The organism is Oceanobacillus longus, from assembly GCF_042650085.1.
In the GTDB taxonomy this organism is placed as follows: domain Bacteria; phylum Bacillota; class Bacilli; order Bacillales; family Amphibacillaceae; genus Oceanobacillus; species Oceanobacillus longus.
This window is the reverse complement of record NZ_JBHSAO010000002.1, coordinates 30,341-48,951: the sequence shown is the minus strand read 5'-3', so window position 1 is coordinate 48,951 and position 18,611 is coordinate 30,341. Positions and strand designations below refer to the sequence as shown.

At 38.8% G+C, this 18,611-nt stretch carries 15 protein-coding genes and 2 riboswitches; of the genes, 2 read left to right on the top strand and 13 right to left on the bottom strand.

Annotated features, from left to right (window positions below):
- Positions 1 to 6 precede the first annotated feature (6 nt).
- The 10 genes from ACFOUV_RS05650 to ACFOUV_RS05605 form a co-directional block, all read right to left on the bottom strand.
- Positions 7 to 717 carry an ABC transporter ATP-binding protein gene (locus tag ACFOUV_RS05650; protein WP_379495812.1) on the bottom strand — a complete coding sequence of 237 codons (711 nt, stop codon included), beginning with the start codon at positions 715 to 717 and terminating at the stop codon, positions 7 to 9.
- Positions 698 to 1,468, bottom strand: coding sequence for an ABC transporter ATP-binding protein (locus ACFOUV_RS05645; protein WP_379495867.1), 771 nt, complete (start codon positions 1,466 to 1,468; stop codon positions 698 to 700). Before ACFOUV_RS05645 ends, ACFOUV_RS05650 begins: the two co-directional genes overlap by 20 nt.
- Before the next feature lie 78 nt (positions 1,469 to 1,546).
- Entirely contained in the window at positions 1,547 to 2,821 is a 1,275-nt protein-coding gene (locus ACFOUV_RS05640) for a substrate-binding domain-containing protein (RefSeq protein WP_379495811.1), read from the bottom strand.
- 82 nt (positions 2,822 to 2,903) lie between these two features.
- Positions 2,904 to 3,902, bottom strand: coding sequence for a 3-oxoacyl-ACP synthase (locus ACFOUV_RS05635; protein WP_379495810.1), 999 nt, complete (start codon positions 3,900 to 3,902; stop codon positions 2,904 to 2,906).
- Positions 3,899 to 4,312: a MaoC family dehydratase gene (locus ACFOUV_RS05630; RefSeq protein WP_379495809.1), complete on the bottom strand. Its 414-nt coding sequence runs from the start codon at positions 4,310 to 4,312 to the stop codon at positions 3,899 to 3,901. Before ACFOUV_RS05630 ends, ACFOUV_RS05635 begins: the two co-directional genes overlap by 4 nt.
- 7 nt (positions 4,313 to 4,319) lie before the next feature.
- A complete protein-coding gene (gene menE / locus ACFOUV_RS05625) occupies positions 4,320 to 5,810 on the bottom strand; it encodes an o-succinylbenzoate--CoA ligase (protein ID WP_379495808.1) in 1,491 nt (496 codons plus the stop codon).
- The gene (locus ACFOUV_RS05620; protein ID WP_379495807.1) at positions 5,811 to 6,416 is read right to left on the bottom strand and encodes a TetR/AcrR family transcriptional regulator; all 606 of its coding nucleotides are present in this window, start codon (positions 6,414 to 6,416) and stop codon (positions 5,811 to 5,813) included.
- 211 nt (positions 6,417 to 6,627) lie between these two features.
- Positions 6,628 to 9,879 (bottom strand): BTAD domain-containing putative transcriptional regulator, encoded by a 3,252-nt coding sequence (locus ACFOUV_RS05615; protein ID WP_379495806.1) that lies wholly within the window; start codon positions 9,877 to 9,879, stop codon positions 6,628 to 6,630.
- A gap of 163 nt (positions 9,880 to 10,042) precedes the next feature.
- Positions 10,043 to 10,663 (bottom strand): DUF2179 domain-containing protein, encoded by a 621-nt coding sequence (locus ACFOUV_RS05610; RefSeq protein ID WP_379495805.1) that lies wholly within the window; start codon positions 10,661 to 10,663, stop codon positions 10,043 to 10,045.
- Positions 10,664 to 11,362: 699 nt separating this feature from the next.
- The gene (locus ACFOUV_RS05605) at positions 11,363 to 11,923 is read right to left on the bottom strand and encodes an MOSC domain-containing protein (protein WP_379495804.1); all 561 of its coding nucleotides are present in this window, start codon (positions 11,921 to 11,923) and stop codon (positions 11,363 to 11,365) included.
- A 91-nt stretch (positions 11,924 to 12,014) separates the two neighbouring features.
- Between ACFOUV_RS05605 and msrA the strand changes: the two genes are divergently transcribed.
- Complete coding sequence (gene msrA, locus ACFOUV_RS05600; RefSeq protein WP_379495803.1) at positions 12,015 to 12,539, top strand: peptide-methionine (S)-S-oxide reductase MsrA; 525 nt, start codon at positions 12,015 to 12,017, stop codon at positions 12,537 to 12,539.
- Positions 12,540 to 12,592: 53 nt separating this feature from the next.
- Here the strand turns inward: msrA and ACFOUV_RS05595 are convergent, their stop codons facing one another.
- Entirely contained in the window at positions 12,593 to 13,300 is a 708-nt protein-coding gene (locus ACFOUV_RS05595) for a gamma-glutamyl-gamma-aminobutyrate hydrolase family protein (RefSeq protein ID WP_379495802.1), read from the bottom strand.
- Positions 13,301 to 13,540: 240 nt separating this feature from the next.
- On the opposite strand from ACFOUV_RS05595, the gene ACFOUV_RS05590 reads away from it, so the two are divergent.
- Positions 13,541 to 14,713 carry an MFS transporter gene (locus tag ACFOUV_RS05590; protein ID WP_379495801.1) on the top strand — a complete coding sequence of 391 codons (1,173 nt, stop codon included), beginning with the start codon at positions 13,541 to 13,543 and terminating at the stop codon, positions 14,711 to 14,713.
- A gap of 206 nt (positions 14,714 to 14,919) precedes the next feature.
- Here the strand turns inward: ACFOUV_RS05590 and ACFOUV_RS05585 are convergent, their stop codons facing one another.
- Positions 14,920 to 16,224, bottom strand: coding sequence for an NCS2 family permease (locus ACFOUV_RS05585; protein ID WP_379495800.1), 1,305 nt, complete (start codon positions 16,222 to 16,224; stop codon positions 14,920 to 14,922).
- 119 nt (positions 16,225 to 16,343) lie between these two features.
- A riboswitch (purine riboswitch) is annotated at positions 16,344 to 16,444 on the bottom strand.
- Positions 16,445 to 16,583: 139 nt separating this feature from the next.
- Positions 16,584 to 18,119 (bottom strand): glutamine-hydrolyzing GMP synthase, encoded by a 1,536-nt coding sequence (gene guaA / locus ACFOUV_RS05580; protein WP_379495799.1) that lies wholly within the window; start codon positions 18,117 to 18,119, stop codon positions 16,584 to 16,586.
- 306 nt (positions 18,120 to 18,425) lie between these two features.
- Positions 18,426 to 18,527, bottom strand: a riboswitch (purine riboswitch).
- Positions 18,528 to 18,611 lie beyond the last annotated feature (84 nt).

Sequence of the window (18,611 nt, the reverse complement as noted above, 5' to 3'; positions counted from 1 at the left end):
CCTTCCCTAAGCAATGCCTAGATATTTTTTCATTAAGAGTTTGTCTTGCTTCAATTCTTCCATTTGACCTTCATGCACGGTTTTTCCATCATCAATAATAAAAAATTGATTACCTATTTTACTTGCCATCATAAAGTTCTGCTCAACAAGCAGAATCGTCGTATCTTCTTTCATTTGTTCAATGGATTCGGTAACTTTGTCTACAATGATGGGGGCTAGCCCTTTACTAGGCTCATCGATAAGTAGCAGTTCATTTTCATTCACATATGCCCGCGCAATAGCGAGCATTTGTTTTTGCCCGCCACTCAATGCTCCACCAGGCTTTTTCCAAAACTTTTTCAGATCAGGAAATAATTCAAGTACCCATTCCATCCGCTTTGTTGTTCCTTCGTCCTCTTTCTTCATTGCAACTCTCATATTCTCACCAACTGTTAGATCACTAAAGATGCCTTGGTCTTCGGGTACATACCCAATCCCTTTATTTGCTATTTGATGAGTGGGCAAGTTTCCAATATTTTCATCGTTATAAGTTATCGTACCTTTACTGACTTGATTCAGACCCATAATTGTCCGCAATGTCGTTGTCTTACCAGCACCGTTCCTGCCAAGCAACACAGTCACTCCACCTCTTTTTACGTCAAAGGAGACACCTTGTAAAATATGAAACTTCTGGATATATGCTTCCACCTGGTCTAATTTAAGTAAGCTGTTGCTCATTGTAACTACCTCCTAAGTATGCCGACTGAACTGTCTCGTTTTCAACAATTTCTTCAGGAGTACCTTGAGCAATCAACTCACCATGGAATAAGACAAGGACCTCATCCGACATGTCCATAATCATATCCATTTTGTGCTCAATAAGAACAATGGTACGATCTTCCTGCCTCTTAATTTCTTTAATTACTTCGATGATTGCTGGAACTTCTTCTAGCGACATCCCTGCTGTCGGTTCATCCAGCAGCAACAGCTCGGTTTCCAGCGCGAGCAACATGGCAATCTCCAGCTTCCTCTTTTCACCATGGGCCAAATTGACAGCGATCGAGCTTGCCTTGTCGTTTAAATAAACCCTTTCAAGGAGTTCATGTGCCTTCTGTTCGAATCGCTTATAATGGAGAAAATGAGCAATCATCTGATAACGAACCTTTGCTTGTGACTGCACTGCCAATCGAACATTTTCCAGCACTGTTAAATTAGGAAATACATTCGTAATTTGAAATGATCTTCCTATGCCTATTCGTGTTCTATCAGTAGTGCGAAGCTTCGTGATATCCTGGCCCTTAAAATAAACAGAACCCTTTGTTGGAGATAATTGTCCACTCAGCAGATTAAAGAAAGTTGTCTTGCCGGCCCCATTCGGACCAATAATAGAGGTAAATTTCTTTTCGCTTATTTGAACAGACACGGAATCCACAGCCACATGTCCACCAAACGCGATCGATAAGTCTTTTGTCTCCAAAATTGCTTCCATCATTCTCCTCCTCTAAAACGTGATAGAGAACATACCCTTACCTTCACTAGGGGTAAGGGCAATGTTCCAAATCAATTGTTACTGATTCATTATTGGTGGTGCTGTTTCTTCCGGTGTCAGTACTCGATTCAATACTGGTACTGGATAATCAACATCATCACTTTCTTCCAATGTGATGGAGTACATTTCCTGCAACGCCTGATGATCTTCTGGTCGGAAAGTCATCGTACCTTTAGGTGTCTCAAAGCTCATTCCTTCCATGATATCAATCAAAGTGGCCGAATCTGCATCTCCATCATTTTGTTTAAGCGCTTCCACAATTGAGATAGCTGCACTCATTCCGCCTGGTGTAAATAAATCAGGAACAGCCCCATCGAAACGTTCTGCATGTTCCTTAACCAACCAATCATTCACTTCATTATCAGGCAATGTATGATAATAAAGAGTAAATCCTTCCATACCTACTAACTGGCTCATCGTAGCAAGTGCTGCAATATCCGGAGCACCTGTTGTAATTGAGATACCTTGTTCCTGCAATCTCATATCAGAAATCTGATTCCAAGGTGAGTTCGCTCCAGCCCAAACGACATATAAGTAATCTGGATCTGATTCGATTATTTTTTGGATGTTTGCTGTGAAATCGGTTGCAGCCTGATCCGCATATTCCTCATGGACAATATCTGCTCCTAAGTTTTCTGCTGCTGCCACAAATGCTGCTACACCATCATGTCCAAACGAATAATCAGGTGCAAGTGTTGCAATTTTGACACCTTCCCCTGCAATAGACGCTGCTGCTGCCACTGCATCTTGTGCTGAGTTCCTTGCTGTCCGGAAAATGTAGTCATTGTATTCAGATCCCGTAATACTGTCAGCTGCCGCTGGTTCTACAACCATAATTTTCTCGTATTCTTCAGCCAAAGGTGTTACTGCCAACGTATCGCCAGAACTGGATGAACCTACGAGAAAGTCGACTTCCTGATCTTCTAAAAGACCAATTGCTTTCTGCCGCGCAACTGTGGGATCCGTTTCTGTATCTTCAAAGAACACTTCAATTTTCTTTCCGGCTACCTCCATTGTTCCATCTGTAGCATAATCGAGTCCTAATTCAAACCCCTTTTTTGTCTGATCCCCGTATGCTTCCAATGCACCTGTCAATGAAGCCAGTACACCAATTTTAATTGTTTCCTGTGTATCCTCCCCTGCTGCATCTTCAGATGAACCTTCCGATGTACCTTCTGTTGAACCTTCCGAACTTCCGGAACTGCCTGAAGCATCATCACTATCATTACAGGCTGCCAAAATACCAATAAACAACACAACTATCAAGATGGACCATATTCGTTTGACCTTCATTTCTTTTCCCCCTTAGAATTAATCATTTTACATACTACTATCATAAAAAGAGCAAGTTACAGGATAGTTACAAACATGTTCTTCAACCGAACCACCGTAGTGCAGTTGCTGCCCATGTATAACCGGTTCCAGCAGAAACCATGACTGCAATATCCCCTTTTTTCAGTAAACCACGTTCCTCTGCCAGGTATAAACCGTAGCATGGATCAAGAGCAGACATATGCCCATGATGGGTTAGGTAAATGGCTTGTTCCTCTCTCAATCCCACATGATCAAGCATTTCCTTAAACATGGATTTCTTCGTATGGAGTGGTAAAAGCACCTTTAAGTCCTCCAATGTCAGCCCACTTCTCTCTATTGATTGTTTAATGACATTCGTAAAATTAGGAATCGATACAGGGTCCAAGCGCTCTTTCATACTGGCTGGGTTTGGTACATCAATATAGTGCATTTTTTGCTGAACTACTTCTAAGCTTACTGGATTTACCGAACCACCTCCCGGAACAAGTACGTCTTTACTGAATGAACCGTCTGTAATTATCGACGAAGCAAGAATTTCGCTCTTTGTCGCATTCTTTGTTACCAATGCTGCTGCTCCACCATCGGCAAAATTAAACATGAACCTTGAACGAGGATTGTCATAGTTGATGGTCATTGATTCCTTCGTTCCACCTACAAGCAAAATATTGTTGATATTTTCATCAGAATAAAGCATATCCTTTGCAACTTTAACAGCTATTGGAAAACATGAACTAACATTCATCAGCTCAAAGGCATACGCATTGCTCGTTCCCAGTTCATGTTGTATTTTTGATGATGCCGTCCAAATCTGATAATCTTTGAAAGGACTCCCAAAATAAATAACAACATCTATTGTTTTCGGATCTATATTTTCGAGAATCTTTTTCCCTGCAGCTATCGCTAAATCCGATGTATGCATATGTTCTGGCGCTATTCTTTTTTCACATAGCCCAAACTTCTCTATAATTACCTGTTCTGGAATGGTAGTTTTATATGATAGTTCTGCTGCAGTTTCTTTCCCTTCAGGTTCATAAATACTGGTTGCTTCAATCCCAATCATTTGTCTCGCTCCTTCTTCGGCAGTTTCATTACTCCTTCACCATCTAGGACAATACTCCCATTTTGATTTTTACAAGTTGTTTTTAACGTTATTAATCTGTTATCCTCATCCAACCGGGTCACTTCTGCACGAGCGGTTATCGTGTCACCTATATAAACAGGCTTCGTAAATTGCAAGGTTTGCGATACATAGATTGAACCTGGTCCCGGAATATGCATCCCCAATAATCTGGACAGGAAACTCGCTGTAAGTAATCCATGGCTGATGCGCTCACGAAAAAATGTATTTTTGGCATATTCCTTGTCAACATGAATGGGATTATAATCACCACTTAATCCTGCAAATATTACAAAATCTGTTTCCGTTACGGTTCTTGAAAAACTCGCTGAATCTCCAATTGCAAAGTTCATAACGATATCACCTCGAAAGTAAATTCTTATTTAATTCTTTCTTATCAATTTTCCCTGTTGCATTTTTAGGAATATCCTCCATTACAATTACCTTTTTAGGTACTTTGTATTTGGCTAGTTTCATGAGGCAATAGGATTTAATTTCCTTTTCGCTTATCATTTCACCATTATTTAAGGAGACAAAAGCAATTGGAACCTCCCCCCATTTTTCATCTTCTACTCCAATTACCGCAACTTCATTGACTTGTGGCAATTCATTAATTACCTGTTCTACTTCCAATGGATAAATATTTTCCCCACCAGAAATAACCATGTCCTTTTTCCTTCCAGCTACATAAATAAATCCTTCCTCATCTTGTCTCATCAAATCACCTGAATAAAACCATCCTTCCCTTATCGCTTCCTTTGTTTGCTCTGGCAATCCCCAATACTCCTTCATGACATTCGGACCTTTTATGAGAAGTTCACCGATTTCTCCATTTTTAACTTGATTACCTTCATCATCTACAATTAAAATGTCACAAAACATGGCCGGCTTTCCTATAGAGCCCACTTTAGATTGGTAATCTTCCCTGGAAAGCATAAAAATCGTTGGTGCAGTTTCCGTCATTCCCATACCCTGTCCAAAAGGCAACTCCCTTTCTAAATAAGCGTTTAGAAGTTCTTTCGGGCACGGAGCTCCACCACTGTAAAACCACCGTACAGATGAGAAATTTGCAGTTTCAAATAAGTGATGTTTACGGATAGCGTCATGTATCGTAGGCACTCCCATTACGATTGTTACAGCCATTTCTTCAATTGTTTGGATTGTGTTACCAGGATCAAATTTTCCAGGAATAATAACTGTACCGCCGATAAGTAATGTCGGAAATGCAAATAACCCAATTCCACCGATATGAAATAAAGGCAGAAGGACGATTACTTTATCCTTAGACGTAATGTCTATTGCATACTGACAATTAATCGCATTCCAAAACATATTCTCCTGGGTTAACACAGCTCCTTTTGGTCTCCCTGTCGTTCCAGATGTATAGCATATGATGAAGGGATCATTTGCAGCATCTATGTTTACCTGTTTTACTGTTGTATCTAGTATGCTTTCTTCATCCCCAAAACGGAAAGCGTTTTCAAATTTTATATGATTACAAATGGCATCATATAAATCAGCTGTTTCCTCCTCGTAAATGATTGTTTTGGTTCCACTATCGTTTATTTGAAATGTTAATTCCTGGGCAGTCAGCCGAATATTTAATGGCACTGCAATCAACCCAAGCTGAGCAATGGCGAAATAGGAAATCAGATACTCTTCACGATTATTGGAAAGGATAGCTATTCGATCTCCTTTTTGAAGGAGATATTTCTTCTGAAGCAAAGCAGCCATCAATTCAATTCTTTCCGAAAGCTCTTTGTACGTATACTTGTTTTTGTCACTGATTAATGCGGTACGTTCAGGTGTTATAAAAGCTCGTTTATGAATCCAGTAGGAAATAGGTTCCAATTATTTTACCTCCTGTCGTTTCAGACCATTAAAGATTACCTCCATAACCTCATCTAATACTTCATCAGGGACTAATCTCTCTTCCCAAAGAACCCAGCGCATACCGATAAATTGACCAATCCCCATTAAGCAATAAGCAATCGTCTCTGGGTGCAAAGCTTTACATTCATGACTATCTACAGCTTCCTCGACTGATTTAATAAATCCATCTGCAATCTTCTCGTAATACCAACGATATAGATTCTTATCCACTAATACCGACTGCTGTACAATACTGTACAAATTACGATGATTAATTACCCATTCGAAAAATGCGAGAAAGCCGGCCCGCTGTTTTTCTTCAAATGTTTTTTTTCCTTCCATTGCTAATTTAATCTGATGTCGAAAACTTGAACTCAATTGATATACCAATTCATCATATACTGACTTTTTTGTAGGAAAGTAATTATAAAAAGTACCTTGTGCCACACCAGCCTTTACAGTAATTTCAACGATGGATGCTTCAAAATAACCCTTTTCACCGATAATCTCTTCTGCAGTATCTAAAATCTTCTGCCTTGTTTTCATACCTTTTGATGTTAACTGATTTTCTCTTATTTCTGACATATGAATCACCTCTCAGTTTTAGATTATACAAAACTTTCAGATAAGTATCAAGTGCTTTTTCGAAAAAAATAAACTAAAGATAAATAATTCATTTATCTTTCTGTTTTAGACCCCTACATAACTTTTTTCAGGACAAGCAACACGGTAAAGTAGAATGCCTTAATCTGAATAGGTCGCTTTAGGAGGTGACCTTCTTCAAATTAAGACATATTCAGTACGTATTCAATTCTTCAGATTCCATCATTAACTGGTACATTTCTTTTGTAGAATCCATTGGTTCCACACCAAGCTCCGTTTGCAGCGCATCACAGCATTTTTCATACCATTTCATTGCCTGGGGGCGATTGTTGTTCTGATAATAACTATACATCATCAGACGATACGCCTCTTCCCACGTGCGATCAATGACCAATATCTTTTCACACCAAGCCATACATTGGTTAAATTCCAATAAACGCACTGCTACTTGAGCCATCTTCTCCGCGCCTCTAAGAAAAAGTTGTTGGAGTCGTTCTCTTTCCGCCTGACACCAGGTTGTAAACCGAAGATCGGACAAGTAATCCCCATCATACAGTTTTAAGCCCTTCTCAAGTAATTCCATAGCATGTTTTGGATCCCTATCATCCATGCCTTTCATTACCCAGTCTTCAAACAGAATGCAATCCAATTCACAACCGGCATCCGGGTTTAATTTGTAAGAACTTCCTTCTCTCGTAATAAAAAATGATTCTTCTCTTGCTTTCCTATGGGGTTCCAACACTTTCAATAAAGCATTAAGTGTTACCTTAAAACTTTTATTCACATTTACTTCATCCTGATCCGGCCATAAAAATTGAAAAATCTCTTCCTTTTGTAAAAATTTTTTACGGTTGGTGATAAGCAATTCCAATAATTCCTTTGCTTTGCCTCGTTGCCAATCCTGAGGCTCTATTTGCTTCGTTCCAAGCCATATTCTAAATTGGCCAAGTGTACTTATCCGCAATGTATAACCCGGATGATTTTTAATCGATTCACTCAAGTTAAGTTCATACATTAACCTGGAAACGTATTGCGGTGCAATACCAAGCTCGTTTGCTTTTAATAACATAGGAGCCATATTTTGCATATCTTTTGGTCCAAAGACTGTTTTTCTTTTTAGGAAAAATTCATACTCCTCTGTCTGTACTTCATGAAGAAAACGGTCCATCTCCATTCTAAATTGATCTTCCGCTTCTCTTTCAAACGAAATGTAAGCATTCCAAAAGGTGGTTACCATTATTCCATAACGATCACCACAGGACACCATATCAGACATTACTTGTTCATTCATTATCCAAGCCTGTTCGAGATTATGGTTATAAACCTCTGTTATCGTCATTCCAAGTTTGATCAGCGCACTTAACCAACGATCGTTTACTTTTTCTGTTTCTTTCAGTCCTTTAACGGCATTATTCATGGCCCGGTTATATTCTTGTCGTTTGCCATATAGAATGGAGAGACCCATATATGGTTCGGCCTTCCCTCTTGATATATTAATTTTACCCATCATTTCTACCGCAGCTTCATAACATTGGATTGCTAGATTTGTATCATAGTGATCTGTCATTTGAACTGCATGACCCATCCGTATCCAACCACATGCTTCTACAAATGGGGCTTGTATGGATAGTCCTAATTGAATCGCATCTGAAGCAAGCTGCTTACTTGCTTCGGCATTACCCATAAAAGCTTCAATAATAGACAAAAGTAAATCTTTCTCACGATGGGATTGCGGCAAATGTTTATGATTACTGCTACCGCTTTCCTTTTTTCTGTTTATTAGAATTTCTTTTGCCTTAGCTAATCTTCCGGTACGAAGGTAAATCCTTGACTGCAGATTACTTTCTTCCATCGGTAGGTTAAGTCGTTTTGCCCGTTCTAACCAAACTTCCGCCTTAGCCGCTTTGCCGGCATTCAATAAATTTTCTGCCATCAACAAATACAGCTGAGCCATATCCTCAGACAATACCTCGGCCTTATCCCTGTAATGTATGGCTTGATTCACAAATCGTTCTGCTTGATCAGGCTGAATTGTATCCAGATAAATACGTGCCATCCCTTCCAAAGCCTGGCTTCTTAGATAATGGTGTTCCTTCGTTTGTTCTGGTAATGAATGAATAATTCGTTCATAATTATTCATTGCTAATTCATATAAGGATCGATAACGTTCAATCTCTCCTTGATAGAAATAAAGAACCTGCCTTTGTTCTTTATATTTATCTGGCATATCCACTAATAAATCATAAAGGATTTTAAGTCTTCCAGATCGTAGCATTTCCAGTCCGTTATCTTTCAATAAGTGAGCAATCTTATCATATTCTCCCACCTTTTGGTAATGGTTAAGAGTGGATTCCATGCTCTCTCTTTTTTCAAAATAACTCGCTGCCCGTAAATGCAACTCTTTGTATTCGCTTTCATAATTCTTCAGCAATCGATTCTCTAAAAACGCTTTAAATAACGCATGATAGCGATAATAATTTCTATCTCCTTCAACAATAAACAAGTTTTGCTCAATAAGGCCTGCTAAAATATCCTCTGACCCATTTATTTGCAATACCTCATCACAACTTTCTGGTGAGAGAATATCAAGTATGCTCGACTGCATGAGAAACTGCTGAATGATGAATGACTGCTTCGTTAACACTTCTGCAGCAAGATAGTCAAAAAGATCCCTTAATGATCTCTTTTGGTTCGTAAAAATGGTCTCTAATGATGTGCCTGCGTTAAGTTGCTGAATAAGCATATTAAAGGCAATCGCCCAACCTTCTGTTAACTGATAGATTTTAGTTACCTCTTGGTCTGTGACTTTTACATGATGCACATCTTCTAATAGGTAACGCATCTCTTCTGGAGAAAAGACTAAATCCAATTGGGTTATTTCCAGTAAATCTCCTTTAACCTTTAGTTTAGGAAGGATATCCCATCTTGGTTTCTTCCTGCTAGATATGATTATATGGAGATTCGATGGAATATGGTCAAATAAATAAAGCATCCAATTCTCAATTTCATTTGAATTGGCAATATAATGAAAATCATCCAATACGAGAATGACTTCTTCTTTTAAATGAAGGATTTCATTAATAAAAGAAGTCACCAATGAATAGATATGTTCTAAATCAACATAATTATTAAGATTTTTTAGTTCTTGCAAAATGGAGTCACCAAAATAGGAATACTTTTGTTTAATCGATTGAACCAGTTTACTGATAAATGGAAGGATAGCGGCATCATTTGGAGAAACAGAATACCAACTTACATCTTTATTGATTGCATGTACAAATAATGTCAATGCTGTACTCTTACCGTAACCAGCACCTGCATACAATAATGTTAAAGGATACTTCCCGATATTCATTAGTTTTTTATTTAGTTTGCTTCGTTGTAGAAATCGTTCTCTTACTTGCGGTGGAGCAAGCTGACTATGGATGATTGGTATCGTTCTCAAGCGATGTCCTCCCCCCATCTTTATTTATCTTAATCTTCTATCATTTTAACATAAAATTTCTTTGTTTTTGTTAGATTCTTTCTAATTTTATTCTTTTCGCAGCTCCAATATGATTTATCTGTATAAAAATGAGCGTATCTTTAACGATACGCTCATTTCCCAATTATTTTTCCCCAGGCTTCGTTTCCTGACCGACCGCTGACTCTGCCACTGGTTTAGTCACATTTGCGGCTTTTTTCTTTGGATTCATTAATCTGCCTTTACGTACTTGCTTCACCCAGAATCCGCCATGAATTTGTTTCGGTTCGTAGGAAATGATAAATGCCTTTGGATCAATTTCCTGAATCATTTCATATAGTTTCAACTCATATTTTCTAGGTGTTAATATTTGCATGGATAATCGGTCGCCATCCATCCCATAAGAGGACCAACTTGTCACACCATATCCCTTTTCCCTTATCTTCTGCGTGAATTTAAGGTCTGGGTTTGTTGAAACAACATTTACTGTAATGTATCCAAGGGCAAGCTTTTCTTCAATTTTAGTTCCTACAATGACACCTGTCCCAAAGCCGATTGCATATGCAAGAAGGTTCTGGATTTCATTTAAGTTATCAAGCACAAGCCCTAATCCCACCACATAAATAACGACTTCAAACATGCTTACAAATGCAGCTATATACCTTCGACCCTTTAATGTCAGGATCATACGAATCGTTGATAACGATACATATACAACATTTATTATAAAGATTATCGCTACCATCATAAATGCATTTTCCAACAAAGGTTATCCCTCCTACTTATCTACTCTTAAGCATACATGAAATACGTATCAGTTGAAAATATTCCGTAAGATTATATTTATCTACTATTTCCCCTAATGATAATCTTATGGGTAACTCATTTAATTAATGATTGAGACTATGCTTTTTGAGCATCGCAGAGTTGAGATAAAATGCGAACTAACTTCTATCTTTATTAGATCCTATCCATAAAGCGACGTAACTTCTGGGTGGCATTCTAAAATTTGTGCTATCTCGCCGTCCGGGATCGCTCTGGGCGGATGCTTTCCGCGGGCACGGCCTCAGCCCGAAGAGAAAACCACTCTTCTGGTCTTCGGACACGTGCTGTTCCCGCAGGAGTCACCGCCCTTCGCTCACCCGGACTGGTGAAGCTGTAGGATGTTATTTTTATCTATTAGCAAGTGTAGTCATTGTCAACAACCTTCCAGCTATGGGAAATACACGTAGACTTCTGCGGGAGGAAAGGCATAGGTGAGACTCAGAAATACGTAAGCATGAAGAGGCTCACCAGCCGCCCGCGAAAAGCGAAGTGTATTTCCCATAGCGGTCGCCGAAGCTTCTACATACTGTTAGAAACAACCAGCAGTTACTTCGTAGTTTATACATTTTGCGGCAATAACAACAAATCTTTTCGGTGTGATGAGTAACCGCAGTCCCACCCTTCTAGAAAACACCCTTGATTAAAACCCTAGCAATCTTTTTCTTAATGTGCGTCTCCAAACCGCTGCAAGAAGTTCACAGGAATACAGATTGTCAGCTGTTCTTAGATCATCTTTATTTAAAAATACAACCTCTATACATGCCGCAATGGACCAGTCTGGATAAGGACGATCGATTAATTCCAAATCGACTCCTCCTTTTATATTTCCTTCCTCCAAAACTCGAAAGTACCAGCCTGTTTGCAATCCACTTTCAAGCCAATTCACAGAAACAGGGCCAGGTTGTGACACTTGGATGATTGCCTCACCAATACGAAAAGTATCACCGATAAACACCGAGTATTCATCCATTTCCAGCACAGCGAAATTTTCATTTTTTGAACCGATTTTTTCATTAAAAGTCTCGCCAACTTGGAGATTTGTATAATGTTTTATCGGATAAGCAAAAACAGCTTCTTCCATCATATCGCTTTTCGCAGATGTAAGCTTAGCTACATCCACAAATCCATACTTTTTTAAGGCAATGGGTTCTTTTTGTTCTTTCCTATCCACAAAAATTTTATGTATATATGGTTCTTCCATCCTGTCACCTACTTTACTTCTATGTTATATTAATTTTATTCTACTAGAAATACTATTTTTTTAATAATTATTACGATGTGGAGGGATATGCATGACTATTAAAAAAGCAACATTCGCTGGAGGTTGTTTCTGGTGTATGGTTAAACCATTTGATCAGTGGGATGGGGTCCACAGCGTGATTTCAGGATATACTGGTGGACATGTGGAAAATCCTTCCTATGAGGAAGTGAAACTAGGAAAATCAGGACATTATGAAGCGGTGGAGATCACCTATGATTCAGAGATCATTCGCTATGAGACCATTATTGACCTTTACTGGAAACAAATAGACCCAACAGATGACGGCGGGCAATTCGCTGATCGTGGTGACCAGTACCGAACCGCAATTTTCTATCATGATACCGAACAAAAAAGTTTGGCTGAATCTTCTAAGCAGGAACTTGCAGGTAGTGGGAAATTCGCGAAACCGGTTGTAACGAAGATTATTCCAGCACAAGTATTTTATCCTGCTGAAGATTATCATCAGGATTTTTATAAGAAGAGCAAAGAAGAATATGAAGCGGATCGGGCGGAATCTGGCAGAGATGAATTTATCGATGCTGTATGGAAACCGTAAAGGTATTATTGTTAATACGTAAAAACGGAGCCTAGGTCAGACTCCGTTTTTTTCTATTTACATGCCTCAATAAACCCTTGATAAATTTTTAGCGATGAGTCTTCCCTTGCATTAATTAATGCTTCCGGATGCCATTGCAGACCAAGTACAAACGGATGTGTTTTACTTTCAATTGCTTCAATTACCCCATCACTTGCCTTCCCACTGATTTGAAATCCTTCAGGAACTACTCTGTTTGCCTGATGATGAAAACTGTTTATCCGGAATTTATTTTTACCGGCCAACCGATGCAGTAATGTTCCTTCTGCAACTTCAACAAAATGGGAACAATAATCAAATGGTGCCTTCTGTGAATGCTGCAGTAGCTCGTTGTCCATTTGAGAATAAATATCCTGGTACATATCACCGCCAGCTACAATATTTAATATCTGACTTCCTCTGCAAACACCCAAGACAGGCTTTTTCTTTTCTAGCATGGAAGAAACCAGGGACAACTCAGCCAGATCCCTTTCCGGAATAATCGTTCCGAGCTTCGGGTGAGGTTCCTCGCCAAAAATAATCGGATCAATATCATATCCACCTGTAACATAGAGCCCATCTATTCGATCTGTCATTTGATTTACTACATGATCATCTATTAAATAAGGAACGATTACTGGAATCCCTCCTGCTGCAAGAATTGCTTTCACATTCCTGTTTGCAACTGAATAATAAGCCTTATCCGTTTCCATTGATGCTGTGACGCCAATGATCGGTTTCATAACACTTCCCTCATTTCTTTACGTATACAATTAGTGTAATTTATTATTTTACAGATAACCAGTATCTTCTGATTAATCTATCATTAAATTTTTCCATACATTTCTATTTACCTGTTTAAAATCATGATATAGTTAGTAAGATAAATAAAACGAGTACTAATGCGCTTGTTCAAAATAGATATCCGAGTTGGTATTAAAGGTCCAGGCAACGTTTTGAGTACCAAGGAGACTTGAATACATATGGCAAAAAAAGAATCCCTACTACCACTGAAGACACTCTTTGTTAGTTTTCATGCTTCCAACACGATTTTAATTAGTTTTCTACCTTTATATTTACAGTTTCGTGGCTTAAATGGTACACAGATTGGCTGGGTATTGGCTGTTGAATCACTTGCCTCTATACTCGCACAGCCATTTTGGGGATATTTAAGTGATAAATATAAAACAGTTAAAAAAATATTATTTGTTTGTATCATTGGTCTACTCATTGGAAGTACGCTATTCTTCCAGATGGATACATTGCCGACTATTTTAGTAATGGGTGCGCTATTCTACTTTTTTGCCACCCCTGTTGGAGCACTTACCGATAGCCTCGCACAACGCCGGTCTGTTGAGTTAAATGTATCATTTGGCTCGATACGCATGTGGGGTTCCGTTGGTTTTGCACTTTCTTCCCTACTTGTAGGAGAAGTACTTGCGAGTTTCGGAATTCAATATATGGGTTGGGTCTATTTCTTCTTTGGTTCCTTAGCATTACTAACTGTTTTCCCATTAAAAGATGTTAAAGTTGAATCGCAACCCGTTAAAATTAAAGATTTAAGCAGAATTGTTAAAAATAAGCCCTTCTTAATCTTTCTGTCTGTTATTGTCTTTATTACTGTCACACATCGGATGAATGATTACTACATGGCACTCTATATTACAGAGCTCGGAGGAACCGAAGCTTTGGTTGGTGTAGCCTGGTTTGTCGGCGTAATCGCTGAAGCAGCCGTCTTCGCTTTGGCAGGTTTTTGGTTCAGAAAGTACCATGCCATGATATTTATCATTGTTGCAGCCATTCTTTATACACTGCGCTGGTTTCTCTATTCTGCAGTTGACGATCCAATGTTCATTGTGGCACTCCAATTTATGCATGGATTAACCTTTGGTGTATTTTACACAGCTGCCTTTGATTATGTGACAAGGTTAATACCAACATTTTTACAATCGACCGGACATCTTGTGTTTTTCTCTGTATATTTTGGTTTGTCAGGCATTATCGGATCACTCGCAGGGGGTCCACTTATCGAAACCTTTGGCGGTAACACCATGTACATATTTATGGGAATAATAGCCGCAATAGGAACGATTCTACTTATCACATATCATATTCTGCCTTATGGAAAAGAAATCACTGTACGTGACCGAGAATAACAAATGGGAGCTATAATAATTAGCTCCCATTTTTTTACAGGCGCCTGTCACTCCCCGGTTTTTGTTGAACTTTGTCGAATATGGTAATTATTTTATTCCTCTTTATTAGTATAATGAACATTCCATAAGAACCATCCACTTAAATCAGCTAAGTTCAACCAAAAAAGGGCTGAATCCTAAGGATTCAGCCCTTTCCAAAATACAAACTAGCTCAAAAATATAAAATACAGTACAAAGATAACAAACAGTCCATACATGATCGGATGAATTTCTTTCGCTCGACCTTTTACAAGCATCGTAATTGGGTAGAAAATAAATCCGATTGCAATCCCTGTAGCAATACTATACGTTAATGGCATGATCAAAACAGTCAAAAATGCTGGCACTGCAATTTCAAATTGATCCCATTCAATATGTTTTAATGAAGATGCCATCATAACACCGACGATAATCAATGCTGGTGCAGTAACTTCCGCTGTCACTACGCTTAACAATGGCGAGAAGAATAGGGCCAACAGGAAGAACCCTGCTGCAACGATTGAAGTAAAACCAGTACGACCACCTACCCCAACACCTGCAGTTGATTCCACATAGGATGTTGTCGTTGATGTACCAACTGCTGCACCGACAACTGTAGCCGCTGAGTCTGCAAATAAAGCTTTACCAGCACGAGGCAATTTATTATCCTTCATTAAACCTGCCTGTGATGCCACAGCGACAAGTGTTCCGGCAGTGTCGAAAAAGTCAACGAATAGAAACGTTAAAATAACAACGAGCATTTCCAAGGTGAAGATTTCACCAAAGTGTAAGAATGCCTGGCCAAATGTTGGTGCCAAACTCGGGACTCCACTTACGATTCCGCCAATTCCAGATGGAACTGCAATTAATCCAAAAACCATTCCTGCAAGTGCAGTGATAATCATTCCATAAAAGATACCCGCTTTAATACCAAATGTAATTAATATAACCGAAACAACTACTCCAAATATAGCCAATAAAGTCGTTGATGATGTTAAATCACCAAGTGCAAGTAAAGTGGCTGGATCTGCAACAACGATACCTGCATTTTGTAAACCGATAAAAGCAATAAATAGTCCGATACCTGCTCCAACCGCCAATTTCAAGCTTGCTGGGATGGCATTAATAACCTTTTCCCGAAGTCCAGTTAATGTTAAAATAATAAAAATAATACCTGAAGCTAACACACCAGCCAACGCGGTTTCCCAAGGAATACCAAAACCAAGCACTACCGTATAAGCAAAAAATGCATTCAATCCCATACCAGGTGCAAGAACGATAGGGTATTTAGCGATAAGACCCATCAAAATAGAACCAACAGCTGCTGCAATTGCCGTTGCTGCAAATACTGCTCCTTCATCCATTCCTGTTTCGCCTAAAATGGATGGATTTACAAATAGAATATATGCCATTGCTAGAAATGTTGTTAATCCAGCCATAAATTCTGTCCTAAAGCTTGTACCTAGTTTCTCAAACTGAAAATAGTTCTTCATTAAAATTTCCTCCTAATTGTATATCGATAAAAAACGCCCTTGGAGTATTCCAAGAGCGCTACCTTTACTAGACAGAAAAAGCAATCCATAACGACCATTCCATAAATGAAATGTGCTAGTCAAATTACTAACTTCCGCGTAGTCAGACCATTTACGGCGGTCTGGTAGAAACTCCGGGCCCTATCCCCAAAAATATACGCATTTATATTAATTTATATTGCTACTTTACTAAAAAATAATTATATTGTCAATAAAATACGAACGTTTAATATTTTTAATTGGATATCGTTCGCTTTATCACATATTAGGCATAATAAATTGAAAATACCCTCAACCATAAGCTGGTTGAAGGTATTTATTTATTCCCACTCAATCGTTGCAGGTGGCTTACTTGTAATATCATAAACAACACGGTTAATATGCTCGACATCGTTTACCAATCGTGTTGATACTTTTTCAAGGACGTCCCAAGGGATTCTTGCCCAATCGGAAGTCATTCCATCAATCGAGGTTACTGCTCGGATACCAATTGTGTGATCATAAGTTCTCGCATCACCCATTACACCAACACTTTTGATGTTTGGAAGAACAGTAAAATACTGCCAAATATCACGGTCAAGTCCTGCTTTTGCAATTTCTTCACGCAATACAGCATCTGATTCGCGAACAATCTTAAGTTTATCTTCTGTTACTTCTCCCAGAATTCTTATGGCAAGCCCTGGACCTGGGAATGGTTGACGCCATACAATGTGATCAGGAATTCCCAACTGAGATCCCAGTTCACGCACTTCATCTTTAAATAACGTATTCAAAGGTTCAATTAGCTCAAATTGCATATTTTCAGGTAAACCACCAACATTATGGTGGGATTTAATTGTTTGAGCTGTCTCTGTACCACTTTCGATAACATCTGTATAAAGGGTTCCCTGTGCAAGGAAGTCAATTTCTTTTAATTTTGCTGCTTCATCGTCAAATACATAAATAAATTCATTACCGATGATTTTACGCTTTTGCTCCGGATCATCGACACCAGCAAGCTTCGAAAGGAAACGATCCTGTGCATCCACTTTAATAATATTCATATGGAAATCTTTAGCAAATACTTCCATCACATCATCGCCTTCATTCTTACGGAGAAGACCATGATCGACGAAGATACAAGTGAGCTGATCTCCAATTGCTTTATGGATTAACGCAGCAACAACGGAAGAGTCCACTCCACCACTTAGTGCACAAAGTACTTTACGATCGCCAACTTTATCTTGGATATTTCGAACTTCCATATCAATAAAGTTTTCAATACTCCAATCACCTGCACTCTGACAAACATCAAATACAAAATGATTTAATACGTCATTTCCATACTCTGAATGACGGACTTCCGGATGAAACTGTACACCATACAGACTGCTTTCGGTATCACTCATGGCTGCAATTGGTGTTGATGGACTTGTTGCATCAATTTGGAAGGAAGGTGGGGCTGCAGTCACTTTATCTCCATGGCTCATCCACACGGTTTGTTTTGCCTTCGTATCTTTAAATAAAATCGGGTCATGATTCAATTCAATAAGTGCTTTACCATATTCACGGTTTTTCGCTTTTTCCACCGTTCCATTGAAATGAAGTGCCATTAGCTGCATGCCATAACATATTCCTAGAATTGGAATACCTAGGTCAAAAATTCCTTTATCACAGCGGAAACTATTTTCATCATACACGCTGTGTGGGCCACCAGATAAAATAATACCTTTCGGGTTCATTTCTTTAATTTCTTCAGCAGTTAACTTATGAGAGTGTAATTCACTGTATACCCCAAATTCCCTTATACGGCGTGTAATTAACTGATTATATTGACTGCCAAAATCTAATACGAGTATTAATTCATTATTTTCCATGGTTGCTCTCCTATCTGCTTGCTTTTTGTCAAGGTTGATCCTATTTATTGCACCGAGCGCTTTGTTGTTGCGCGACTTTCTCGCCTTATTGCGCGACTTTCTCGCCTTATTGCGCGACTTTCTCGTCTTATTGCGCGACTTTCTCGTCTTATTGCGCGACTTTCTCGTCTTATTGCGCGAGTTTCTCGACTTGTGGCGCGACTTTACTGTCCGCCAACTGCATCTTTTTCTACTAAAAAAACCTGGACTACTTTTTGTATTCTACATAAAAATAGATAGTTACAAAAAGACAGAATACCAGGTTATGACACAAGGTTCTGCCTTCATAGTCAGAGCATTTACGGTGCTCCGGTAGAAACTTTCGACCCATATTGTCGAGGATATACGAACGGCATTACTATTCACTTTAAGTCGTACACGAAGACCTTGTAAAAGGACTATTAAGTCACACAACAATACGTGACTATTTTTACATGTACTTATTCTACTAAC